23 protein-coding genes and 1 pseudogene are annotated in these 21,791 nt (G+C 72.2%); 9 read left to right on the plus strand and 15 right to left on the minus strand.

The window, feature by feature from the left end; translation table 11 throughout:
- Window positions 1-3: 3 nt before the first annotated feature.
- The gene (locus tag ADK64_RS05485; protein ID WP_053655361.1) at window positions 4-1,596 is read right to left on the minus strand and encodes an AMP-binding protein; all 1,593 of its coding nucleotides are present in this window, start codon (window positions 1,594-1,596) and stop codon (window positions 4-6) included.
- 175 nt (window positions 1,597-1,771) lie between these two features.
- Between ADK64_RS05485 and ADK64_RS05490 the strand changes: the two genes are divergently transcribed.
- Both ADK64_RS05490 and ADK64_RS05495 read left to right on the plus strand, forming a co-directional pair.
- The gene (locus tag ADK64_RS05490; RefSeq protein WP_053655364.1) at window positions 1,772-2,905 is read left to right on the plus strand and encodes an acyl-CoA dehydrogenase family protein; all 1,134 of its coding nucleotides are present in this window, start codon (window positions 1,772-1,774) and stop codon (window positions 2,903-2,905) included.
- Entirely contained in the window at window positions 2,902-3,300 is a 399-nt protein-coding gene (locus ADK64_RS05495; protein ID WP_053655367.1) for a RidA family protein, read from the plus strand. The genes ADK64_RS05490 and ADK64_RS05495 overlap by 4 nt, the downstream gene beginning before the upstream one ends.
- 4 nt (window positions 3,301-3,304) lie before the next feature.
- Here the strand turns inward: ADK64_RS05495 and ADK64_RS05500 are convergent, their stop codons facing one another.
- Entirely contained in the window at window positions 3,305-3,499 is a 195-nt protein-coding gene (locus tag ADK64_RS05500; RefSeq protein WP_053655369.1) for a DUF5999 family protein, read from the minus strand.
- 234 nt (window positions 3,500-3,733) lie between these two features.
- Between ADK64_RS05500 and ADK64_RS05505 the strand changes: the two genes are divergently transcribed.
- Window positions 3,734-4,159 (plus strand): DUF6299 family protein, encoded by a 426-nt coding sequence (locus tag ADK64_RS05505; protein ID WP_053655371.1) that lies wholly within the window; start codon window positions 3,734-3,736, stop codon window positions 4,157-4,159.
- 69 nt (window positions 4,160-4,228) lie between these two features.
- On the opposite strand, the gene ADK64_RS05510 is transcribed toward ADK64_RS05505, so the two are convergent.
- The 3 genes and pseudogenes from ADK64_RS05510 to ADK64_RS05520 all read right to left on the minus strand — a co-directional run bounded on the left by ADK64_RS05510 (window position 4,229) and on the right by ADK64_RS05520 (window position 6,910).
- Window positions 4,229-4,432 carry an acyl-CoA carboxylase epsilon subunit gene (locus ADK64_RS05510; protein ID WP_053655372.1) on the minus strand — a complete coding sequence of 68 codons (204 nt, stop codon included), beginning with the start codon at window positions 4,430-4,432 and terminating at the stop codon, window positions 4,229-4,231.
- Between the two features lie 11 nt (window positions 4,433-4,443).
- A pseudogene (locus tag ADK64_RS05515) lies at window positions 4,444-5,972 on the minus strand (acyl-CoA carboxylase subunit beta).
- Window positions 5,973-6,112: 140 nt separating this feature from the next.
- A complete protein-coding gene (locus tag ADK64_RS05520) occupies window positions 6,113-6,910 on the minus strand; it encodes an AfsR/SARP family transcriptional regulator (protein ID WP_053655375.1) in 798 nt (265 codons plus the stop codon).
- A 489-nt stretch (window positions 6,911-7,399) separates the two neighbouring features.
- On the opposite strand from ADK64_RS05520, the gene ADK64_RS05525 reads away from it, so the two are divergent.
- The 6 genes from ADK64_RS05525 (at window position 7,400) to fabI (ending at window position 12,494) form a co-directional block, all read left to right on the plus strand.
- Window positions 7,400-8,407, plus strand: coding sequence for a DUF2156 domain-containing protein (locus ADK64_RS05525; RefSeq protein WP_053655377.1), 1,008 nt, complete (start codon window positions 7,400-7,402; stop codon window positions 8,405-8,407).
- A 40-nt stretch (window positions 8,408-8,447) separates the two neighbouring features.
- A complete protein-coding gene (locus ADK64_RS46545; protein WP_199829490.1) occupies window positions 8,448-8,597 on the plus strand; it encodes a hypothetical protein in 150 nt (49 codons plus the stop codon).
- Window positions 8,598-8,843: 246 nt separating this feature from the next.
- Window positions 8,844-9,935: a fatty acid desaturase family protein gene (locus ADK64_RS05530; protein ID WP_053655379.1), complete on the plus strand. Its 1,092-nt coding sequence runs from the start codon at window positions 8,844-8,846 to the stop codon at window positions 9,933-9,935.
- 60 nt (window positions 9,936-9,995) lie between these two features.
- Window positions 9,996-11,372, plus strand: coding sequence for an MFS transporter (locus tag ADK64_RS05535; protein ID WP_053655381.1), 1,377 nt, complete (start codon window positions 9,996-9,998; stop codon window positions 11,370-11,372).
- A 28-nt stretch (window positions 11,373-11,400) separates the two neighbouring features.
- Entirely contained in the window at window positions 11,401-11,730 is a 330-nt protein-coding gene (fdxA, locus tag ADK64_RS05540) for a ferredoxin (protein WP_053655383.1), read from the plus strand.
- Complete coding sequence (fabI, locus tag ADK64_RS05545; protein ID WP_053655385.1) at window positions 11,727-12,494, plus strand: enoyl-ACP reductase FabI; 768 nt, start codon at window positions 11,727-11,729, stop codon at window positions 12,492-12,494. The genes fdxA and fabI overlap by 4 nt, the downstream gene beginning before the upstream one ends.
- A 56-nt stretch (window positions 12,495-12,550) precedes the next feature.
- Here fabI and serS read toward each other — a convergent pair whose 3' ends face one another.
- The 10 genes from serS to ADK64_RS05595 form a co-directional block, all read right to left on the minus strand.
- A complete protein-coding gene (gene serS / locus ADK64_RS05550) occupies window positions 12,551-13,828 on the minus strand; it encodes a serine--tRNA ligase (RefSeq protein WP_053655387.1) in 1,278 nt (425 codons plus the stop codon).
- Window positions 13,821-15,290, minus strand: coding sequence for an APC family permease (locus ADK64_RS05555; RefSeq protein ID WP_053655390.1), 1,470 nt, complete (start codon window positions 15,288-15,290; stop codon window positions 13,821-13,823). Before ADK64_RS05555 ends, serS begins: the two co-directional genes overlap by 8 nt.
- Before the next feature lie 83 nt (window positions 15,291-15,373).
- Window positions 15,374-16,594: a beta-ketoacyl-[acyl-carrier-protein] synthase family protein gene (locus tag ADK64_RS05560; protein WP_053655392.1), complete on the minus strand. Its 1,221-nt coding sequence runs from the start codon at window positions 16,592-16,594 to the stop codon at window positions 15,374-15,376.
- Complete coding sequence (locus ADK64_RS05565; protein WP_046422004.1) at window positions 16,594-16,824, minus strand: phosphopantetheine-binding protein; 231 nt, start codon at window positions 16,822-16,824, stop codon at window positions 16,594-16,596. Before ADK64_RS05565 ends, ADK64_RS05560 begins: the two co-directional genes overlap by 1 nt.
- A 45-nt stretch (window positions 16,825-16,869) precedes the next feature.
- Window positions 16,870-17,877, minus strand: coding sequence for a beta-ketoacyl-ACP synthase III (locus ADK64_RS05570; RefSeq protein WP_053655393.1), 1,008 nt, complete (start codon window positions 17,875-17,877; stop codon window positions 16,870-16,872).
- Complete coding sequence (locus tag ADK64_RS05575) at window positions 17,874-18,854, minus strand: VlmB-like protein (protein ID WP_053655395.1); 981 nt, start codon at window positions 18,852-18,854, stop codon at window positions 17,874-17,876. Before ADK64_RS05575 ends, ADK64_RS05570 begins: the two co-directional genes overlap by 4 nt.
- The gene (locus ADK64_RS05580; RefSeq protein WP_053655397.1) at window positions 18,851-19,396 is read right to left on the minus strand and encodes a flavin reductase family protein; all 546 of its coding nucleotides are present in this window, start codon (window positions 19,394-19,396) and stop codon (window positions 18,851-18,853) included. The genes ADK64_RS05575 and ADK64_RS05580 overlap by 4 nt, the downstream gene beginning before the upstream one ends.
- Window positions 19,393-19,941: a hypothetical protein gene (locus ADK64_RS05585; protein ID WP_053655399.1), complete on the minus strand. Its 549-nt coding sequence runs from the start codon at window positions 19,939-19,941 to the stop codon at window positions 19,393-19,395. Before ADK64_RS05585 ends, ADK64_RS05580 begins: the two co-directional genes overlap by 4 nt.
- 20 nt (window positions 19,942-19,961) lie before the next feature.
- The gene (locus ADK64_RS05590) at window positions 19,962-20,444 is read right to left on the minus strand and encodes a type II toxin-antitoxin system RatA family toxin (RefSeq protein WP_053655401.1); all 483 of its coding nucleotides are present in this window, start codon (window positions 20,442-20,444) and stop codon (window positions 19,962-19,964) included.
- 2 nt (window positions 20,445-20,446) lie between these two features.
- Window positions 20,447-21,742, minus strand: a complete 1,296-nt coding sequence (locus ADK64_RS05595) for an aspartate aminotransferase family protein (RefSeq protein WP_053655403.1) — start codon at window positions 21,740-21,742, stop codon at window positions 20,447-20,449.
- Window positions 21,743-21,791: the final 49 nt, after the last annotated feature.

Raw genomic sequence — 21,791 nt, forward strand, 5'->3', positions numbered from 1 at the left:
GCATCACTGCCGGTCACCTTCGGTGCGCAGCCGGAACCGCTGCAACTTGCCGGTGGCCGTGCGGGGGAGCGCGTCGAGGAAGACGAACTCGCGCGGGCATTTGTAGGGCGCCAGTTCGGACAGCAGGAAGGCGCGCAGGGCCTCGGGGGCGCGCGGGGCTCCGTCGCGCAGCACCGTGTAGGCCACTGCCACCTGTCCGCGGGCTTCGTCGGGGCGGCCCACGACCGCCGTCTCCACCACGTCCGGATGCCGCAGCAGCGCGTCCTCCACCTCCGGCCCGGCGATGTTGTACCCGGCGGAGATGATCATGTCGTCGGCGCGGGCCACGTAGCGGAAGTAGCCGTCGGGGTCGCGGACGTAGGTGTCGCCGGTGATGTTCCAGCCGCCGCGTACGTAACCGCGCTGACGCGGGTCGGCCAGATAGCGGCAGCCGACCGGGCCGCGCACGGCCAGGAGACCGGGCTCGCCGTCGGGCACCGGCCGGCCGTCCGCGTCCTGCACCCGTGCCTGCCAGCCCGGTACCGGCACGCCCGTGGTTCCGGGTCTGATGTGCTCGTCGGCGGCGGAGACGAAGATGTGCAGCAGTTCGGTCGCGCCGATGCCGTTGATGACCCGTACGCCGGTGCGCTCGTGCCAGGCCCGCCAGGTGGCCGCGGGCAGGTTCTCGCCGGCCGACACACAGCGCCGCAGCGACGAGACGTCGTGCCCGTCCAGCTCGTCCAGCATGGCGCGGTAGGCGGTCGGGGCGGTGAACAGGACCGAGACCCGGTGACCGGCGATCGCGGGGAGCAGATGCCGGGGACCGGCCTGCTCCAGCAGGAGGCTGCTCGCGCCGGCCCGCATCGGGAAGATCACCAGCCCGCCGAGGCCGAAGGTGAAGCCGAGCGGGGGACTGCCGGCGAACACGTCGTCCGCATGGGGGCGCAGCACGTACCGGGAGAAGGTGTCGGCCGTCGCCAGCACATCCCGGTGGAAGTGCATGCACCCTTTCGGGCGACCCGTGGTGCCGGAGGTGAACGCGATCAGGGCGATGTCGTCGGCGGCGGTGTCGACCGCGGCGAAGGGGGTGCCGGGCGCCGGGCGGCGCAGCAGGTCGTCCGGGTCGTCGCCGCCGTAGGCGGTGATCCGCAGGTCCGGTATCGCGGCCTTCGCCAGGTCGTCCACGGCCCGGACGTCGCACAGCGCGTGCCGCACCCGGGCGATCTCGCAGATCGTCGCCAGCTCGTGCGGGCGCTGCTGGGCCAGCACGGTGACCGCTATCGCGCCCGCCTTCAGCACGGCCAGCCAGCACGCGGCGAGCCAGGGCGTGGTAGGGCCGCGCAGCAGGACCCGGTTGCCGGGGACCACGCCCAGTTCGCCGGTGAGCACGTGAGCGATCCGGTCGACGTGCGCGCGCAGCTCGCCGTACGTCCAGCTGGGGCCGGCCGGGGTGTGGAAGACCGGGCGGTCCGCCGCGGCGTGGTCCAGGAGTTCCGCCGCACAGTTCAGCCGGTCGGGGTAGCGCAGCTCCGGAAGGTCGAACCGCAGCTCGGGCCATTCGTCCGGCGGGGGCAGATGGTCGCGCGCGAAGGTGTCGACGTGGGCCGAGACGTGCATGGCGGTTCGCCCCCTTGCCGTGACAAACGTCGAGACGGGCGTCGTGGTGGCACCGGCGTCCTGGTGGGCTCGCAGATCGAGCGTATCGTGTTGGTGACGGCAGTCAACCTTGCGCGATAACGTCGGGGGTGACGGGGGACGGGCCGGGGTGGTCCGCCCCGGAGGGAGGACGGCAGTGCCCGCATTCTCACTCGAACCGGAACAGGCCGCCTGGTGTGCCGAGCTGCGCGCGCTCGCCGCCGAACGGCTGCGCCCGCTCGCCGACAAGGGCGAGCCGGGGCACGTCAACCGGCCGCTCCTCGCCGAACTCGGCCGGCTCGGACTGCTCGCGCGGCTGTTCACCTCCGGCGCGCTCGACCTGTGTCTGATGCGCGAGTCGCTCGCCCAGGCCTGCACCGAGGCCGAGACCGCCCTCGCGCTCCAGGGCCTCGGCGCCCACCCGGTGCACGCCCACGGCAGCTCGGCGCAGCGCGAGCGCTGGCTGCCCCGGGTCGCCGACGGCAGCGCGGTCGCCGCCTTCGCGCTGAGCGAGCCGGGGGCCGGTTCGGACGCGGCGGCCCTCGCCCTGGCGGCCGAGCCGGATGGCGCCGGCTGGCGGCTGACCGGCGAGAAGTGCTGGATCTCCAACGCTCCCGAGGCCGACTTCTACACCGTCTTCGCCCGCACCACCCCGGGCGCCGGCGCCCGCGGGGTGACCGCCTTCCTCGTCCCCGCCGACCGGCCCGGACTCACCGGCAACGCCCTGGAGATGCTCTCCCCGCACCCCATCGGCGCCCTCGATCTGGACGCCGTGCCCGTCACCGCCGACGACCTGCTCGGCGAGAGGGACCGCGGTTTCCGGGTCGCCATGGGCACCCTCAACCTCTTCCGCCCCAGCGTCGGCGCGTTCGCGGTCGGCATGGCCCAGGCCGCGCTCGACGCCACGGTCCGGCACACCCGCCGACGCGAGGCCTTCCGGGGCAGGTTGATGGATCTGCAGGCCGTCTCCCACCAGGTCGCCGAGATGGCGCTGCGCACCGAGGCGGCCCGGCTGATGGTGTACGCGGCGGCGACGGCGTACGACCAGGGCGCCCCCGGCGTCCCCGGGCGCGCCGCGATGGCCAAGCTGCTCGCCACCGAGACCGCGCAGTACGTCGTCGACACCGCGGTCCAACTGCACGGCGCCCGCGCCCTGCGCCGCGGCCACCTCCTCGAACACCTCTACCGCGAGGTACGCGCACCCCGCGTCTACGAGGGCGCGAGCGAGGTCCAACGGGGCATCATCGCCAAGGAGTTGTACGCCACCGCCCACGATCAGGAGGCCCGGTGACCACCGAGCGCGTCAATCCGCCCGAGCTGTCCCCGCCCACGGGCTTCTCGCACGCCGTCGTCGCGTCCGGCTCCCGCGTGGTGTTCCTCGCGGGGCAGACCTCCCTCGACGCCGACGGCAAGGTCACCGGCGGCACGCTCCCCGAGCAGTTCGAGAAGGCGCTCGGCAACCTCCTCACCGCCCTGCGCGCGGCTGGCGGCACCCCCGCCGACCTCGCCCGGGTCACCGTCTACGCCACGGATGTCGCCGCGTACCGCGCCGACGCCGGCCGACTGGGCCGCATCTGGCGGGAGCTGGCGGGCCGGGACTACCCGGCGATGGCCGTCGTGGAGGTCGTACGGCTGTGGGACGAGCAGGCGATGGTGGAGCTGGACGGGTTCGCCGTACTGCCGTAGCCGGTCAGGCCGCCACCGCGAGCCGGCCCGCCGGGAGCCGGCACGGCGGGACGACGCTGCCGTCCGGGTGCAGTTCGCCGCTGTCGTCGAAGACGATCGAGCCGTCGCACAGCAGGGTCCAGCCCTGTTCGGGGTGGGCGGCCACCCGGTGCCGGGGGGTCGGGTCGGACGCGGGGCACGAGGACCGGCAGGAGCACATGGCGCACCTCCACAGCGGAGTGTGAGGGGGCGGCGGGGTCGCCCGCCGCCCGTCATGCATAGACCATGCGACCGTCGTGAACGCGCCGGAACCGCTCGCCGTGAAGCGTGACAACACCCGGACAACTCCCGGACGGTTCCATGACGCGCCACCGATGGAGTGACGGTCACGCTCTGTGGCACGGCCGCCCGGTACCAGTGGTTCCCTCGACCCCATGGATCCGGGAGGTACCCCATGCCCGTTCGCCCCGCCCTCGCCGCGGCCCTCGGCGCCGCAGCCCTGCTGTGCACCGCCGTAGGCCCGGTCGCAGCCGACAACTCCGAGACCGTCACCGTCGACCCCACCGGCAAGCTCGCCTCCGACGGCACCGTCACGCTCTCCGGCACCTACCGCTGCACCGCCGGCACCGGACCGGTGTTCGTCAGCTCCTCGGTCAGCCAGGGCGACCCCCACGTCCACAACGGCATCGGCGGCAGCGACGCCCAGTGCGACGGCGCCAAGCACACCTGGCAGAACTCCGGCAAGGTCGACGACGAGACCCTCAAGGCCGGGTCGGCCCACGTCCAGGCCACCCTCCTGGAGCTGCGGCCCTCCGGCATCGTCCCGCTGCCCTTCTTCCATGCCGTCAAGGAGCAGGACGTCAAGCTCGTGAAGAAGTGAGCGTCGTCGTGCGCCGGGCGGCCCGGGCGTGGGGTGGGCCGGGCCGCCCGGCGCCGTGGCGGCACGCCCTCAGGAGTGCTGCCAGCTGTGCGGCGCGTGAAAGGCGTGCGGGCGCCAGGACGTGCTGCCGGGGGAGGCGGGGACGGTGCCGGGCGCGGCCAGGGCGCCGCGGCTGAGCAGCAGCACCGCGAGGACGGCCAGCTCCTCCGCGGAGGCCTGCCCGCGCTCGACGCGGATGGGCGGAACGGGGGACGTATCAGGGGATACGGGCATGGGGACCTCCGTCACTGTGGGGGATTGCCGTGCTTGCGGGCCGGGCGCTCGGCGTGCTTGGTGCGCAGCATCGCCAGCGACCCGACCAGGACGGCACGGGTGTCGGCCGGGTCGATCACGTCGTCGACCAGGCCGCGTTCGGCTGCGTAGTACGGGTGCATCAGCTCAGCCTTGTACTCCTTGACCAGCTCCGCACGCCGGGCCTCGGGGTCGTCGGCCTCGGCGATCTGCCGGCGGAAGATGACGTTGGCGGCGCCCTCGGCGCCCATCACCGCGATCTCGTTGGTGGGCCAGGCGTAGGTGAGGTCGGCGCCGATCGACTGGGAGTCCATGACGATGTAGGCGCCGCCGTAGGCCTTTCGCAGGATCAGCGAGATGCGCGGGACGGTCGCGTCGCAGTAGGCGTAGAGCAGCTTCGCGCCGTGCCGGATGATGCCGCCGTGCTCCTGGCCGACGCCCGGCAGGAAGCCGGGCACGTCGAGCAGGGTGACGATCGGGATGCTGAACGCGTCGCACAGCTGCACGAACCGGGCCGCCTTCTCGGACGCCTCGATGTCCAGCACACCGGCCAGTGTCTGCGGCTGGTTGGCGACGATCCCGACCACATGGCCGTCGAGCCGGGCCAGCGCGCAGATGATGTTCCGCGCCCAGCGCTGGTGCACCTCCAGATACTCGCCGTCGTCGACGATCTCCTCGATGACCTTGGTCATGTCGTAGGGCCGGTTGCCACAGGCCGGCACCAGGTCCGCGAACGTCTCGCAGCGCCGGTCGGCCGGGTCGTCGCAGGACACCGGGGGCGGGTTCTCGCGGTTGTTGCGGGGCAGCAGCGAGAGCAGATAGCGCACCTCCTCCAGACAGGTCTCCTCGTCGTCGTAGGCGAAGTGGCAGACGCCGCTGGTCTCGGCGTGGACGTCGGCGCCGCCGAGCCCGTTCTGGGTGATCTCCTCGCCGGTCACCGCCTTGACCACGTCCGGGCCGGTGATGAACATCCCATGAAGACGAAGTCGGTCAGGGCCGGGCTGTACGCGGCGCCGCCCGCGCACGGGCCGAGCATCACGCTGATCTGCGGGATCACCCCCGAGGCGGCGGTGTTGCGGCGGAAGATGCCGCCGTACCCGGCGAGCGCGGTCACGCCTTCCTGGATCCGGGCGCCCGCACCGTCGTTCAGTGAGACCAGGGGGGCGCCGGCCGCGATGGCCATGTCCATGATCTTGTGGATCTTGGCCGCGTGGGCCTCGCCCAGCGCACCGCCGAAGATCCGGAAGTCATGCGCGTAGACGAAGACCGTGCGACCCTCGACCGTGCCCCAGCCGGTGACCACCCCGTCGGTGTACGGCTTCTTGGCCTCCAGCCCGAACCCGCTCGCCCGGTGCCGGCGCAGCGGCTCGACCTCGTGGAACGAGCCCACGTCGAGGAGCAGGTCGATCCGTTCGCGCACGGTGAGCTTGCCCTTGGCCTTCTGGGCGGCCGTCGCCCTCTCGCTGGGGCCGGCGAGCACGCGTTCGCGCAGGCCGGCCAGTTCCGCGACGTGGGACTTCATGTCTTCCTGCCTCTGGGTGAGGTGACGTGACGTCAGGTCGTCAGGTGGCGTACTCGGCGTGGACCGACATGGACCGATCGTGACGACCTGGGCTGACCGTGTGCTGACGGGCCGCTTACGCGCGTCAACGTCCTTGCCGGTCACGCGAATTGGAGCGGACCTGGGATACGCGAGTCGCCGGTGAGGGCCGGGTCGTGGGAGAGGATCGCGCTCTCGACCCGGCGCAGCGCGGGGGAGGGCTGGATGCCGAGTTCGTCGTCCAACTGGCGGCGCATCCGGCGGAAGACGTCGAGGGCGTCGGCCTGTCGGCCCGCGCCGTACAGGGCGATCATCAGCTGCTCGCAGAACCGTTCCCGCAAGGGGTGGTTGGTGTGCGCCTCGGCCAGTTCCGCGAGCACGGCGGCGTGCCGCCCGAGGCGCAGCTCGGCGTCGAAACGCAGCTCCATGGCGCGCATCCGGTACTCCTCGAAGCGGGCGCCCGCCAGCTGGCACAGGGTGCCGCCGGGGAAGCCGCCGAAGACCGCCCCGCGCCACAGCGCCAGCGCGTCCCCGAGCAACCGGGCGGTGCGGCCGGCATCGCCCGCGCCGGCGGCCTCGGCCAGCCGCACCGCCCGGATGAACTCGGCGGCGTCCAGCTCGCCCTCGCCCACGGTGAGCCGGTAGCCGGCCGGATGGATCGTCACCCGCGAGGCCGGCCGGTCCGGCTCCAGGGCCCGGAGCCTGCGCCGCAGCCGGCTGATGTGCGCCTGCAGCGCGTTGGCCTGGTTGTCGGGTACGGCCTCGCCCCACATCTCCTCGGCCAGGCCCTCCCCGGAGACCGGCCGGCCCTCGCTGACCAGCAGTGTCTGCACGAGGATGCGCTGCAGATCGCCCGGGACGTCCGCCGGGCCGGCGGCGGTGCGTATCTCCAGCGGCCCGAGAACGGAGAACCTCAGCATGTCTTTCCCCCTTGATGACAATTCCTCGGCGACGGTGTTTCTGGGGTGGAGCTGCGGTGGCAGACAGGGTGACCGAAAACGCCGCGCCCCGGCGGGCCTCGAATTCCTTCAGCGGCCCGCCGGGGCGGTTGGTCCGCCGGGACGGGGGGCGACCGGCGGTTCCTGGAATCCGGTCATCCACCGCCGTCGGCGGAGTACCGGCTGAGGGGAAGTCTGTTTCCGGGCGCCGGATCGGTGAATTCCCATTCACTCACATACGGACAGCACGGTCCGGCGGCGATGCGGACTGCGGCGGCGACGGCAGGGGTCCGGATCCGGTGCCCCGTGCCGTTCACACCCACCACATTGGCAGTGCGCGCTGACGGAATGCTGACACGCTTCTGACGCAGGCAATGAATTTCCAACGACCCTTTTCCAGGACAGCCTTGCGGTGCTGTACTCCCTTCGACACTCCCTTGTCGCGAAAACGCTCCCGAAAGGGGTACGGGAATGACCGCCACCACCACCGATACCGGTACGGACGACCGGATTCTCTCGGCGATACGCGCCCACACCGAGAGCGAGAACCCGAGTGCGTTCCTGGCGCTCAACAGCGGAAACAGCATGTTCACCGTCCCGGGCGCGGACGGTGCCGTCGTCTACCGCCGCACCGGGCGCTGGGCCGTGCAGTTCGGCGGTCCCTTCGCCGCCGAGGAGGACTACGACACCCTCCTCGACGCGTTCCGCCGGTACGCACGCGACGAGGGCCTCGGCCTCGTCGGCGTCCAGCTCCAGCGGGCCGACGCCGAGCGCTACGCCCGGCGTGGCTTCACCGTCAACCAGGTCGGCGCCTCCTGGGCGGTGAGCCTTCCCGAATTCACCCTGCGCGGCACCAAGTTCATGCAGCTGCGCAACAAGATCTCCCGCGCCCACCGCAACGGCCTGACCGTCCGCGAGGCGGACGCCGCCGACGTACGGGACGCCATCGCCACCATCGACGCGGCCTGGCTCGGCTCCAAGGGCGGCGCCCAGCAACTGGAGTTCCTCGTCGGCCAGATCGGCGGCCCGGCCCAGGCCCACCGCCGGCTCTTCGTGGGCACCATCGAGGGCGCCCCGGTCGCCTACATCTCGTACTCGCCGGTCTACGGCAGCCGGGCCGGCTGGATGCACGACCTCAGCCGCCGCATCCCCGAGGGCTCCCCGGGTCTGATGGAGGCCATCAACGCGCACGCCGTCGAGGTGCTGCGGGGCGAGGGCGTCCAGTGGCTGCACTTCGGGTTCACGCCGTTCACCGGCCTGGACGCGAGCCACGAACTCGACGGCCACAGCCCCGCGTTCCAGTGGCTGATGCACGCCCTGTGGGCCGAGGGCGCGGCGCTGTACCCGGCGCAGACGCAGCTGTCGTACAAGCAGAAGTGGGCGCCCGACGTGGTCGTACCCGAGTACGTCGCCTTCGACGGACCGCAGGCCTCGCTCCCCGGCTTCGCACACGTCTTCCGTGCCTGCAAGGCCTTCTGACGTGCCATCAACACCACTCACCGAACAGGAGGGCACCGGCATGAGCCAGTCCACCGAGGAACTCCAGCACGCCATGGTCGAGCAGCTGATGGCCGTCATCGGGGCACCCGACGACCAGCAGGTCGCCGAGGCCGCCGACGCCGTCGTGCGCACCCTGGACGAGCGGATGCGCGCCGAGGCCACCGCCTGAACGCGGCATCTGGCTGGATCAGACCGGCATCAGTGCCACATCAGTGCGGCACGGAACGCTGGACACACGTTCGCCCGGCGATCCGGGCCCGGGAGCACCGCACTGTGCCCCCGTCGCCCGCATCCGCCGGGCGGACCCCGCGACGGTGACCGCACGCGGGAGCTTCGTCGACGCGCGGCGACCGCAGGTCCGCGGGGCAGCGGCGCCGCCGCCCGAACCGGGCACTTCTCCCAAGGAGAGCAACGCATGCAGCGTCCGCACGTACAACAAGCCGTGGCCGTACCGGACAGCGAACGCACCGGTGCCTCGGCGACCTTCGCCGAACTGCTCAAACGGGTCAGGGCCGAGGGTCTGCTCGACCTCGACCCGCGCTACTACGTGGGCAGGCTCGCCCTCAACACCACCCTGCTGCTGCTCGGGTTCGCCGCCTTCTTCGAGCTGGGCGACTCCTGGTGGCAGCTGGTCACGGCCCTGTGGATGGGGCTGTGCGGCGGCCAGTCGGCGTTCATGTGGCACGACGCCGGCCACAAGGCGATGTTCCGCAGCAAGAAGGCCGCCTCCGTGGTCGGCTATGTGCACGCCAACCTGGTCAACGGGGTCAGCTACGGCTGGTGGGTCAACCACCACAACCGGCACCACAGCAACCCCAACCATCTGGACATGGACCCGGACATAGCCCGGCGCACCGCCATCTTCGACATCAAGCAGTACCCCACCCGCAAGGGCACCCAGAAGTTCGTCGTGCGCTACCAGAGCGTGCTGTTCTTCGTGCTGCTCGTGCTGGAGGGCTTCAAGATGCTGAAGACGGCCGTCCTGTCCATCGCCCAGGGCAGGACCAAGCAGCCCGTGCTGGAGACCTTCCTGCTCCTGCTGCGCACCGCCGTCTACCTCACCTGCGTCTTCACCGTCCTGTCCCCGGCGCTCGCGGTCGCCTTCATCCTCGTCCAGCACGCCGCCCTCGGCGTCTACTTCGGGATGATCTTCGCTCCGAACCACAAGGGCATGCAGATCCGCGACGGCGAGGAGGAGACCCTGGACTGGCTGGAGCGCCAGGTCCTCACCTCCCGCAACATCCGGCCCAGCCTGCTCGTCGACTTCCTCTACGGCGGCCTCAACTACCAGGTGGAACACCATCTGTTCCCGGCCATGCCGCAGAAGAACCTGCCGCGCGCCCGCGAGCTGACCATGCGGTACTGCGCCGAACGCGGAGTGCCGTACCACGAGGTCGGGTTCTGGGCCTCGTACCGCGAGGTCGCCTCCTATCTGCACGAGGTCAGCGCGCCCGTGCGGCGCGGTGACGTGGCGGAGCAGATCCGGCGGCGGGCCGAGGCCGCCTGAGCCCCCGGTATCCGCCCGCCGAGTCGTTTCGACGTCCGCCCGCCCCAAGGAGCAAGCCTGATGTCCCAGACAACCGCGGCGGCGGGCGGTGTCACCGCTCCCGCCCCGATCGGCGCCCGCCTGGACCGGATGCCGATCCTTCCGCTGCACCGCAGACTCACCGCGGTCATCGGAGTCGGCCTGTTCTTCGACACCTTCGAGAACAACCTGTCGGGCACCCTCGGCAAGGTGCTGCAGAGCGACTTCGGCTTCGGCGCGACCTCGCTCAAACTCGTCCTGGCCTCCGGTTTCCTCGGCCAGTTCCTCGGTTCGCTGGTGCTCGGCAAGATCGCCGACCGCTTCGGCCGGCGCCGGGCCTTCCTCGTCAACCTCGCCCTCTACTCGGTGTTCTCGCTGCTCGGCGCCCTCTCCCCGAACGCCGCGTGGCTGATCGGCACCCGCTTCCTCGCCGGCCTCGGCATCGGCGCCGAACAGGCCCTGTCCGACTGCTACCTGGCCGACGTGCTGCCCGCGGGACAGCGCGGCCGGTTCATCGCCCGGGCCTACACCCTCGCCTTCTGCGGGGTGCCCGCCGTGGGCTTCGCCGCGCTGTGGCTGGTCCCGCGCACCCCCCTGGGCGTGGCCGGCTGGCGCTGGCTGTTCCTGCTCGGCGCGCTCGGCTCGGCCGTGGTGTGGATCCTGCGCCGGGGCCTGATCGAGTCCCCGCGCTGGCTCGCGGCGCACGGCCGCGCCGCCGAGGCCGAAAGGCTGGTCTCGCGCATGGAGGCCGAGGCGGCCGGCCGTGGCTGGTCGCGCCCCGCGGCGGAGCCGCATGCCGACGCCGCCCCGCGCCCCGGTGGGGCGCTGCGGCTGCGGGACGTCCTCGGGCCCGGGCTACGGCGCCGCACCCTCGTCCTCTGGCTCTTCTGCGTGCTCTCGGTCGTCGGCTACTACGGCTTCGGCACGCTCGCCCCGCAGATCGTCGCCGCCAAGGGCTACGGCCTTGTCGCCGGCCTCGGCTTCACCGCGCTGTCCTTCCTCGGCTACCCCGTGGGCTCCGCGCTCGCCCTGCCCGTCGTGGACCGCGTCGAGCGGCGCACCCTGATCGCGCTGTCGGCGGCCGCCATGGTCGTCGCCGGACTCGGCTTCGCCTACGCGGACTCGGCCGCGCAGATCGTGCTCTGCGGCTTCGCCTACACCCTTTTCAGCAACGTCTTCTCCAGCGTCTCGCACGTCTATCTGTCCGAGCAGTACCCGACCGCGATCAGGGCGAGCGCCGCCGGCGCCGCCTACTCGCTGTCCAAACTCAGCGCCGGCGCCCTGCCGTTCGTCCTGCTGCCGGTCCTCGACACCCATGGCCCCGGCGCCCTGTTCACCGTCATCGCCGCCGCCATGGCCGTCCTCGCCCTCACCGTGCTGACCCTCGGCGAACGCACCACCGGCACGGCCGTCGACTGAACACACCCCTCAACACAAGGAGTTGACCATGGCCTACGTCATCGGACTGCCCTGCGTCGACGTCAAGGACCGATCCTGCATCGACGAATGCCCCGTCGACTGCATCTACGAGGGCCGCCGCGCCCTCTACATCCACCCGGACGAATGCGTGGACTGCGGAGCCTGCGAACCGGTCTGCCCGGTCGACGCCATCTACTTCCAGGACGACCTGCCCGAGGAGTGGGGCGACGACCACGCGGCTTCCAACGCCGCCTTCTTCGCCCGCCTCGGCTCGCCCGGCGGTGGCAGCGTCCTCGGCCCGCAGGACCACGACTCGCCGCTGGTCGGCGGGCTGCCCCAGGGGGTGACGGTCGCGTGAGCGGCATCCTCGCCGGCAAGCGCGTCCTGGTCACCGGCGTGGTCACGGACGCGTCCATCGCCTTCCACGTGGCCCGGATCGCCCAGGAGGAGGGCGCGGAGGTGCTGCTCACCGGCTTCGGCCGGCTCTCCCTGATCGAGCGGTTCGCGAGCAGGCTCCCCAAGCCCGCACCCGTCATCGAGCTGGACGTCACCGACCCGGAGCACCTCGACAGCCTCGCCGAGCGGATCGGCGCGCACACCGACTCCCTCGACGGCGTCGTCCACTCCATCGCCTACGGCCCCCAGGGCGCCTTCTCCTTCCTCGACGGCACCTGGGACGACGTCTCGACCGCCGTGCACGTCTCGGCGTACTCCCTGAAGTCCCTCACCACGGCCTGTCTGCCGTTGCTCGAACGGCGCGGCGGCTCGGTCGTCGGCCTCACCTTCGACGCCAGCGTGGCCTGGCCGCACTACGACTGGATGGGCGTCGCCAAGGCCGCCCTGGAGTCCACCAGCCGCTATCTGGCCCGCGACCTCGGCGGCCACGGCATCCGCTGCAACCTGGTCGCGGCCGGACCGCTGCGCTCCATGGCCGCCAAGTCCATCCCCGGCTTCGCCGGCCTCGCCGACGTGTGGACCACCGACCGCGCCCCGGCCGGCTGGGACCTCACCGACCCCGGCCCGGCCGCCCGCGGGGTCGTCGCCCTGCTGTCGGACTTCTTCCCGCGCACCACGGGCGAGATCGTCCACGTCGACGGCGGAGTGCACATGACCGGCGCGTGAGCCGGGCACACGAAAGGGGCGGGAGCCGGACCGGCTCCCGCCCCTTTCGTCATGCCTCACTCGGTGCCGCCGCCCGGCAGGATCCGGCGGAACCCGGTGTACGCCGCCAGTGCCTCGGGCAGCAGGACGGATCCGTCGTCCTGGGCGCCCTGCTCCAGCAGCGCGGCCACCGTGCGGCCGATCGGCAGGGCCGAGCCGTTCAGGGTGGCCGCCGGCGACTTGCGACCGTCGGCCCGCCTGACCCGGATGTCGCCCCGGCGGGCCTGGAAGGTGCCGCAGTCGGAGACCGAGGAGATCTCCCGGTAGGCACCGCCGCCCGGCAGCCACACCTCGATGTCGTACGTCATCCGGGCCGAGAAGCCCATGTCCCCGGCTGGCAACAGCACGGTGCGGAAGGACAGTTCGAGCCGGCGCAGACACTCCTCGGCGTGCCAGACCATCAGCTCCAGCTGCTGCTGCGCCTGCTCCGGCGCGCAGATCCGCACCAGCTCCACCTTCTCGAACTGGTGCAGCCTGAGCACACCCCGGGTGTCCCGGCCGTACGCCCCCGCCTCCGCGCGGAAGCAGGGGGTGCGGGCGGTGAAGGCGTACGGCAGGCTCCGCGCGTCCAGCACCTCGCCGGCCACCAGGTTGGTCAGCGGCACCTCGGCCGTCGGGATCAGGAACAGCTCCCGCTCGCCGACCTGGGTGCGGAACAAGTCCTCCTCGAACTTGGGCAGTTGGCCGGTACCGGTCATCGTGTCGCGGCTGACCAGGAACGGCACGGACTGCTCCGTGTAGCCGTGTTCGCGGGTGTGCAGGTCGAGGAAGAAGTCGCCGAGGGCCCGCTCCAGCCGGGCGCCGGCGCCGTGGGACACGCTGAACCGGGCGCCGGAGAGCTTCGCGGCGGCGGGGGAGTCGAGAATGCCGAGCGCCTCACCGATCTCGGCGTGATGACGGGCCCCGTCCACCGGGCGCGGGGCCGGGCCGCCCCGCCGTATCTCCACGGCCTGCTTCTCGGAGTCGCCGTCCGGAACCGTGTCCAACGGCAGATTGGGGATCGACAGCAGCAGCGTGCACAGCTCGCCCGCGGCCTTCCGGGCGGCGGTCTCCGCCTGCTGCACCTCGGCCCGCAGCGACCGCGCGGCCTCCTTCTCGGCCTCGGTCGGCGGGCCCGAACGGCGGGCCTTGGCCGTGCGGTTCAGCTCGGTGCGCAGCCGGTTGACCTCGGCCTGGGTCCGCGAGCGGGCGCGCACCGCGCCGCTCAGGGCGTCCAGGTCGAGGTCGTGACGGCGGCGGGCCAGGCGCCGTACGGCGTCGGGGCCCGCCTCGATCAGCTCGTGCGGATCATGCATGGCGGTCTCCTGTCAGGGCGGGTGCGGGTGCGGGGGCGGGGGAGTCGAGGTGCCGGGTGCCGAGTTGCCGGTAGCGCAGCGGGTGCGCGGCACGCAGCCGGGTGGCGTACGCCAGGCCGCCCAGCGCGACCAGCGGCAGCAGCCAGGGCAGGGCGGCGATCACCCGGGAGGGCGAGCCGGTGAGCATGTCGAAGTTGCCGACGACCAGCCAGACCGAGGCGGCGAGCCCGGCGAAGCCGAGCAGCGGGGCGACGGCCGTACGCCACCAGTGCCCGCCGCCCCCGCGCAGCCGCAGACCGAGCACGGACAGCGCGGCCAGCGCCTGCAGCGCGACGATGCCGAGGGTGCCGAGCCCGAGCATGCTGGTCGTCAGATCGGCGTACGGGTCCAGGCCGGCGGCGGCGAAGGCGGCCACGACCAGCGCGGTCAGCGCGCTCTGCGCGAGGCTCGCCCGGTGCGGGGAGCGGTGCCTTCGGTGCTCGGCGGCCAGGGCGCCCGGCAGCAGCCCGTCCTCGGCAAGGACCTGCGCGTACCGGTTCGCGGCGCTGTGCAGGGCCAGCGTCGCCGCGAACAGGCTGGTGCAGAGCAGGATCTGCAGCCCCGTGCTGCCCGCCTTGCCGAGGAAGTCGTCGCCGAGCACGAAGAACAGATCGCCCATCTGCTTGCCGGCGACCTCCCGCACCCGGTCTCCGCCGACCGCACCCACCGCCAGCCAGCTGGTCAGCGCGTAGAAACCGGCGATCAGGACGACGGCCGCGTAGGTGGCCCGGGGCACGCTGCGCCGCGGGTCCTTCGCCTCCTTGCCGTACAGGGCGGCCGACTCGAAGCCGATGAAGGAGACGAACGCGAACATCAGCGAGACACCGGACCCGTGCCCGGCCGCGATGTGCGGCGAGAACGAGGCGGTGGGCAGGGCGTGCACCCCGTGCCGGGCGAGGATGGCGATGTCCAGCGCGGCCAGCACCCCGATCTCACCGAGCATCAGCAGGGCGAGGACCCGGGCACTGAGCGCGATCTCCCGGTACCCGAGCACGGCGGTCAGCACCAGCCCGACGGCCGCGCACCACTCCCACGGAACCGTCAACCCGTGGGCGGCCAGCACGAGGTGGGTGAAGTAGCCGAGCGCGCCCGCGAGACCGATGGTCGCGCAGTTGTAGGAGAGGAGGGCGACATACCCGGCCGCTACGGCGGGCGGTCTGCCCAGTCCGTCGGCGACGGAGGCGTAGAAACCACCGGACCCGCCGGTACGGCGGGCACTGACCGCGTACCCGACCGAGAAACACAGCAGCGTGACCCCGGCGAACAGGAACGCCGCCGGTACGCCCGGCCCGTCACCGAAGGCGAAGGCGAGCGGGACGGTGCCGACCATGGCGGACAGCGGGGCGGCGGCGGCGACGATGAGGAACAGGATGTGCCGGGTGCCGAGCCGGCCGGTGGGGGGAGGGGAACCACTGGTGGACATGGGGACTCCAGAGCAGGGAGGACCGGAAAAGGGGGAACAGCCGCCCGCGGAGGTCGCTCGGCGGACGGCTGCTGGAGAAAGGCTCAGGCGGGCGCGATCGCCAGTGCCGTGTTCTGCCCGCCGAAACCCAGCGAACTGCTCAGCGCCAGATCGATCGGCATCTCGGTCAGGGTCTGGGCCAGCTTGATCTCGATCCGGGGATCGGGCATGACCAGGCCCGCGACGGGCGGGATCAGTTCGTGCTCCACACTCAGCACGGCGAACGCGGCCTCCACCGCCCCCGCCGCGCCCAGCAGATGCCCGGTGACTCCCTTCGTGGAGGTGACCAGCGGATCCCCGCGCAGGGTCCGCTGGATCATGCGGGCCTCGGACAGATCGTTCAGCGGCGTCGACGTGCCATGGGCGTTCACGTGCTGCACGTCGTCGGGGTCGGCGCCCGCGTCCGCGAGAGCCGCCCGCACCGCCGCCTCGATGCCGACGCCGTCGGGATGCGGCGACGTCATGTGGTGGGCGTCGGCCGTGGCGCCGTAGCCGATGATCCGGCCGTGGACATGGGCGCCACGGGCACGGGCGTCGGCCACCCGCTCCATCACGAGGATCCCGGCGCCCTCGCCCGCGACGAACCCGTCCCGGTCGGAGTCGAACGGCCGGGACGCGGACGCGGGATCGTCGTGCCGTTTCGACAGCGCGCCCATCTGGGCGAAGCCGGCCATGACCAACGGGGTGATCATGGCCTCGCTGCCGCCCGCGAGGACGATGTCGCAGCGGCCGAGGGCGAGCAGGTCCCGGGCCGTGCCGATGGCGGTCGCGCCGGACGCGCACGCGGTGGCCACCACCAGGTTCGGACCCGTGGCCCCGAACTCGATGGCCGTCTGACCGGCCAGCATGTTCGGCAGCTGCATCGGCAGCAGCAGCGGCGACACCCGGTCGGCGCCCTGCTCGCGCAGCACATGGTGCTGGTCCTCGACCGTGCCCGGGCCGCCGTCGGCGCAGCCCAGCACCACACCCACCCGCGCGCCGTCCCAGGTCTGCGGGTCGAGGCCCGCGTCGGCCACCGCCTCGTGTGCGGCGACCAGCGCGAACTGCACGAACCGGTCCAGCCGGTGCGCGCGCCGCGCGCTCAGCAGGGTCTCGGGATCGAAGCCGGGCACCCGGCAGGAGATCTGTACGGGATTGTCCGCCAGTACCGGATCCAGGGCGGCGGCCGGCCTGCCGTCGCAGACCGCCGCCCAGCTCGGCCCGACCCCGATTCCGCCCGGGGTGACCAGACCGAGCCCGGTGACGGCGATGTCCATGCCGGCCATCAGACCTTCGCGCTCCGCTCCTCCATGAGCCGGACCATGTCCGCCACGGTCTCGGCCTCCAGGAGGTCGTCGTCGCTGATGTCCAGGTCCAGCTCGGACTTCAGCAGCAGCGACAGCTCCACCACGGCCAGCGAGTCCAGCTCGATGTCCTCCCGGGTGGCCTCCGGGGTGATGGCCTCGGGCGACACCTTGAGCTTGTTGGACAGGATTTCCTTGAGCTGCTCCAGCATGACGGTTCCCTTCGGAAGGTAGGAAAGGTGGGGCGTGAGAGAGGGTCAGGTGGTTTGCAGCTCCGGCCAGTCGACGGTGACCGCGCCCCAGGACAGGCCACCGCCGAACGCCGTGAGCAGCACCCGGTGGCCGGCCCTGAGCGTGCCGTCCGCGGTGGCCTCGGCGAGCAGCAGCGGGATGGAGGCGGCGCCGGTGTTGCCGACCCGCGCGATGTTGCTCAGGCGCCGCTCCTCGGGAACGCCGAGCCGGTCCGACACGGCCTCCAGGATCCGGGCGTTGGCCTGATGGGCCACGAACCGGTCGACGTCGTCGATCCGCCAGCCGGCCTGTTCGGCCGCCGCGGTGGACGCGGCGGTCATGTGCTCCACCGCGTGCCGGTAGGTGGTGCGGCCGAGCATCTGGAAGTAGTGGTCCTCCGGGGCGGCCGGGCGGCCCGTGGACCGCTGCCGGGAGCCGCCCGCGGGCACCGCGATCAGATGGCTCAGCTCACCGTCGCTGCCCAGCACCAGCGGGCCGATCGCCCCGGGCTCGGCGGCCGAGCCGGCCCGCAGCACCACCGCGCCCGCGCCGTCCGCGAAGATCACCGCGGTGGACCGGTCCTCGGGGTTGATGATCGTCGTGAAGGCGTCGGCGGCGATCAGCAGCACGCTGTCCGCGATCCCCGCCGCGATCAGCCCGGCGGCGGACGCGAGGCCGTAAAGGAACCCGGAGCAGACGGCAGCCACGTCGAAGGCCGGCACCTGCCCGAGCCCCAGCCGCGCGGCCACCTGCGGTGCGGTCGCCGGGCAGGGCTGGTCCGGGGTGGTGGTGGCCAGCACCACCGCCCCGACCCGCTCGGCACCGGCCGACTTCAGCGCCCTGAGGCCCGCCTCCACCGCCAGGTCACCGGTGGAGGTGCCCGGCGAGACCACGTACCGCCCGGCGATCCCGGTGCGGGACCGGATCCACTCGTCGGAGGTGTCCAGTCTGGCCGTCAGGTCGTCGTTGGTCACCAGGTTCGGCGGGACGTACGACCCGATGCCCGTGACGACGGCGGCCCGGCCGGTGCTCATGCGCCGCTCTCCGAGGCGAGGACCTCGACGGGCAGGCCCATGTAGGCCATGCGGACCTCGGCCATCTCGTCGGTCCACCGCTCCGCCATGTCGTAGCGCTGCTCGGCGGTGGTGTCGAGCAGCCGTACGCCGGGCCAGATCTCGTAGTCCCCGATCAGGTCCGCGTGCTCGTGCATGCCCTGCTGGAACAGCTTCTCGCGGTGGATGACGAACTCCCGGTCCGGGATCTCGTCCCACAGCCGCACGCCGGAGCGCAGGATCTCCAGCAGCCTCGGCCGGTACTCCGGGTGCTCGATGACGTGGTCGCGCAGGATGGTGCTGGCCACCGTGAGGTGCCGGATCTCGTCGATCGCGGTGCCGCGCGAGATCTCGCCGGTCGCCGGGGACAGCGGCGTCCACTTGCGCTCGCTCAGCTCGGCGGCCGGGGCGAGCACCCCCTCGATGACGATGGCGAACACGGCGACGCCGCCGGGGAAGTCGGCCTGGTCGCGGACGATGTCCAGGGTGAAGTCCACCACCGGGTCCAGGACCCGCCTGCGGTACTCCCGGGCCATCTCCTCGATGTCCTTGAGCAGCGTGCTCGCCGGAATGCCCAGCTCCACCAGGTGCTGCCGGAACACCCGGGCGTGCCGGGCCTCGTCGAGCAACTGCGTTGCGTAGAACTCCATCTGGGGGATGCCGGGGGCGATCGACACATAGTGGCCGAGCAGCCGGGTGGCCAGCTCCTCCGCCAGTGCCCGGAAGCCGAACTCCAGCACCAGGGCCTCGCGCAGCGGGCCGGGCGCCTTCAGGAAGCCGGGCGTGAGGGCGTTGTCGTGGTGGCCGGTCACCCCGCGGTCGCGCAGGGTGCCCTGGGCCACCGAGGTGATCCAGTAGGCGAGGTCGCACTCCTCGGGGCCGAGGGTGAGTTCCTTCGCGCCGTCCAGCAGACCGGGAGCCTTGTCCCAGTCGGCCTCGGGAGCGGTGGGTGCGGTCATGACGCGGCGGCCTCCTTCGCCGGACGCAGGGAGCCGGCGTACAGATCGCCGGCGTAGGAGAACAGCGGGAGCCCGTCGTCCGCCGTGGCGCGCACGACGTGGCCGAGCAGCAGTTCGCTGTCGCCCGCCGTGTGCGCGGAGTGGAAGCGGCAGACGTAGTGCGCGAGCGCGCCCGCGATCAGCGGGGCGTGCGCGTACCGGTCCGCCGTCCAGGCCAGTCCCGCGAAGGCCGCGGCACCGTCGGGCCGGCCGCTGTCGGCGAACCGGCGGGCCACGGCGGCCTGTTCACCGCCGAGCACGTTGATCGCGAACCGGCCCTCGGCGGCGGCCAGCCGGGCGAAGGACGAGCCCGCCCGCAGCACGACCCCGACGAGCAGGGGCGCACGCGAGACGAGGGTGACCGTGCTGGCCGTCGTGCCGTGCATCCGGTCCTCGGGGCCGGTCGTGAGCACCGACACCGGGGAGGCCAGGTGGTACAGGGCCCGGCGGCGCTCGGCCGGGTCCTGCCGGACCGGGCGGCGGACATCCGTGGCGGTGGTCATCGCACGGCCTCCGTCTCGCGTACCGGCGCTGTCCCGCGCGCGGCGCGTGCGGGCACGTGCCCGACCGGCACCGGATCCATGGCGTGCCCGACCGGCTTGGGGTGGGGCAGGCCCAGGTCGTCCATGAGCCTCAGGTAGCCGTCCTGGCGCACCGGTTCGAAGGGCAGCGCGAAGGACTTCATGAAGTTGCCGAACAGGCCGCGGTCGCCGAACAGATGGAACGGCAGCACCAGCAGCGCCCACTCCGGCTTGACCAGCCAGCACCACAGCGCGGCGACCGCGCCCTGGGTGATGAGGCTGTGCATGACGTTGTAGAGGACGTAGTACGCCTTGGGGATCGGCCGACCGCCGCTCCTGCGGAACGCGATCGCACCGGGGACGTAGCCGATCAGGTCGATGTAGAGGAACAGCCCGAGCGCCGGCAGCCAGCGGATGTCGCCGAAGTGGTAGACGATCAGGCCGGTGGTGACGGCGAGGCCCACCAGGTACTCGGCGCGGTGCAGCGAGTACGTGCGCGGGGTCTCGAAGGGGTTCGCCTGGTCCATGGTCAGCTCCTCGCCCGGTCCTAGGCGCCGACCGCGGCGGGCGTGGTGAGTTCGATGCCGCCGTTGATGCGCACGGCCGGGTACAGCCCGGTCAGCGCCCAGGCGACGGTCTCCTTGATGACCCGCTCGGCGATCGGGTCGAGGATCCCCTCCAGGCTCGGGATGCCGAAGTCGAAGTCGGCGTCGAAGCGGACCGTGACGTCGTCCCCGGACTGCCGGACCGACCAGGTCCCGGCGAAGGAGTCGAAGTCGCCGTCGGACTGTTCGAAGCGGATCTCACCGGCCGCCGGGTCGATCGTGTCGTCCTCGGTCCAGCGCAGCAGGCCGCTGCGGAAGTGCAGCTCCCAGCTGGAGGAGGCCCGCGGGTCGGGGTAGGAGGCGTGCACGGTGGTCGCGTTGACGTGGGGCGCGAGGTCGGGGTACTTCTCCCAGCGCCGTACGGCGTGCAGGACCGTGTCGGCCTGCTCCGCGGGTATCAGGGCATCGAGTTCGACGTGCCGCACGATCAGTTACCGCCTTCCGGCATCTTGGCCGCGCCCTTGATCAGGTCGCGGGTGGCCAGGTCGAAGGAGTCGACGAGGAAGTCCACGTCGGTGTGGGTCAGCACGGCGGGCGGGGTGAACCGCACCACCGAGCTGCCGTTCATGGAGTGGTTGGCGACCACGCCGTGGTTGAACAGCTCGATCAGCAGCTCGCCGGCGAGGCCCGCCTCGACCAGCTCCACACCGATGAGCAGGCCCCGGCCGCGCACGTCCACGACCAGCTCGGGGATGTTGCGGCGGGCGACCTCCGCGATCCGCGGCAGCAGCCGGGAGCCGAGGTCCATGGCCCGGGTGACCAGGCGCTCCTCCTTCACGGCCCGGATCGCGCCCTGTACCGCGGCCATCAGCACCGGCTGCCCGGAGAAGGTGGCGGTGTGGACGTAGGGGTCCTTGTCGAAGGGGCGGAACGCCTTGCGGGTGGCGACGGCCGCCGACACCGGCATCACCCCACCGCCGAGCGCCTTGCCGGTGAGCAGGACGTCGGGGACGACGCCCTCGATGTCGGCGCCCCACCACTCGCCGAGCCGGCCGAAGCCGGACTGCACCTCGTCGAGGATGAGGAACCCCTCGTGCTCGCGGACCAGTTGCTCGACCCGCTTGAGGTAGCCCTTCGGCGGGATGATGACCCCGCCCTCGCCCTGGACCGGCTCCAGGATCACGCACACCTCGCCCGGGTGGGCCTTCAGCTCGGCCTCCAGGGCGTCGGCGTCGCCATAGGGCAGATGCCGGAAGTCGGGGACGAGCGGGCGGAAGGGGGCCTGGTAGACCTCCTTCGCCGTGGCTGACAGGGCGCCCAGGGTCTTGCCGTGGTAGCCGCCGCGCATCGAGATCGTCCGCTTGAAGCCGCCCGCGCGGGCCAGCTTCAGCCCGGTTTCCACGGCCTCCGCGCCGGACAGCGCGAAGTGCACGCGGTCAAGACCGGGCGGCAGTACGGAGACCAGCGCCTCGGCGGCGCGGGCCACCGTCGGCTCCAGCAGGATGCGGGTCGCGGTGGGGTGGGTGCGCAGCTGGCGCTCCACCTCCTCGATGACGATCGGGTGCCGGGCGCCCATGATGAACACCCCGTAGCCGCCCGCGTTCAGGAAACGCTCACCGTCACTGGTGGTGAGCCAGGCGCCCTCGGACGCCGTCTCCATATGGCTGCCGAACAACTCGGCGAGGGTGGCGCGGCCCTTGCTGAGGTGGGCCCGGTAGAGGTTGAGGATCTCCGCCTCGGAGTCGACGGAAGCCGCCGCCGGGGAGTCCTGGATAACGGTCACGTGTCACTCACTCCAGTCGTATGGCGCCCCGGAAGGGGCGCGGGGCCGT

The organism is Streptomyces sp. MMG1121, assembly GCF_001280015.1.
In the GTDB taxonomy this organism is placed as follows: domain Bacteria; phylum Actinomycetota; class Actinomycetes; order Streptomycetales; family Streptomycetaceae; genus Streptomyces.

Bases quoted from the DNA above. Each gene is read 5' to 3' on its own strand.
- ADK64_RS05485 (WP_053655361.1), bottom strand. From the start codon at position 1,596: ATGCACGTCTCGGCCCACGTCGACACCTTCGCGCGCGACCATCTGCCC.
- ADK64_RS05500 (WP_053655369.1), bottom strand. From the start codon at position 3,499: ATGTGCTCCTGCCGGTCCTCGTGCCCCGCGTCCGACCCGACCCCCCGG.
- ADK64_RS05505 (WP_053655371.1), top strand. From the start codon at position 3,734: ATGCCCGTTCGCCCCGCCCTCGCCGCGGCCCTCGGCGCCGCAGCCCTG.
- ADK64_RS05510 (WP_053655372.1), bottom strand. From the start codon at position 4,432: ATGCCCGTATCCCCTGATACGTCCCCCGTTCCGCCCATCCGCGTCGAG.
- ADK64_RS05520 (WP_053655375.1), bottom strand. From the start codon at position 6,910: ATGCTGAGGTTCTCCGTTCTCGGGCCGCTGGAGATACGCACCGCCGCC.
- ADK64_RS05525 (WP_053655377.1), top strand. From the start codon at position 7,400: ATGACCGCCACCACCACCGATACCGGTACGGACGACCGGATTCTCTCG.
- ADK64_RS46545 (WP_199829490.1), top strand. From the start codon at position 8,448: ATGAGCCAGTCCACCGAGGAACTCCAGCACGCCATGGTCGAGCAGCTG.
- ADK64_RS05530 (WP_053655379.1), top strand. From the start codon at position 8,844: ATGCAGCGTCCGCACGTACAACAAGCCGTGGCCGTACCGGACAGCGAA.
- ADK64_RS05535 (WP_053655381.1), top strand. From the start codon at position 9,996: ATGTCCCAGACAACCGCGGCGGCGGGCGGTGTCACCGCTCCCGCCCCG.
- fdxA (WP_053655383.1), top strand. From the start codon at position 11,401: ATGGCCTACGTCATCGGACTGCCCTGCGTCGACGTCAAGGACCGATCC.
- serS (WP_053655387.1), bottom strand. From the start codon at position 13,828: ATGCATGATCCGCACGAGCTGATCGAGGCGGGCCCCGACGCCGTACGG.
- ADK64_RS05555 (WP_053655390.1), bottom strand. From the start codon at position 15,290: ATGTCCACCAGTGGTTCCCCTCCCCCCACCGGCCGGCTCGGCACCCGG.
- ADK64_RS05560 (WP_053655392.1), bottom strand. From the start codon at position 16,594: ATGGCCGGCATGGACATCGCCGTCACCGGGCTCGGTCTGGTCACCCCG.
- ADK64_RS05565 (WP_046422004.1), bottom strand. From the start codon at position 16,824: ATGCTGGAGCAGCTCAAGGAAATCCTGTCCAACAAGCTCAAGGTGTCG.
- ADK64_RS05570 (WP_053655393.1), bottom strand. From the start codon at position 17,877: ATGAGCACCGGCCGGGCCGCCGTCGTCACGGGCATCGGGTCGTACGTC.
- ADK64_RS05575 (WP_053655395.1), bottom strand. From the start codon at position 18,854: ATGACCGCACCCACCGCTCCCGAGGCCGACTGGGACAAGGCTCCCGGT.
- ADK64_RS05580 (WP_053655397.1), bottom strand. From the start codon at position 19,396: ATGACCACCGCCACGGATGTCCGCCGCCCGGTCCGGCAGGACCCGGCC.
- ADK64_RS05585 (WP_053655399.1), bottom strand. From the start codon at position 19,941: ATGGACCAGGCGAACCCCTTCGAGACCCCGCGCACGTACTCGCTGCAC.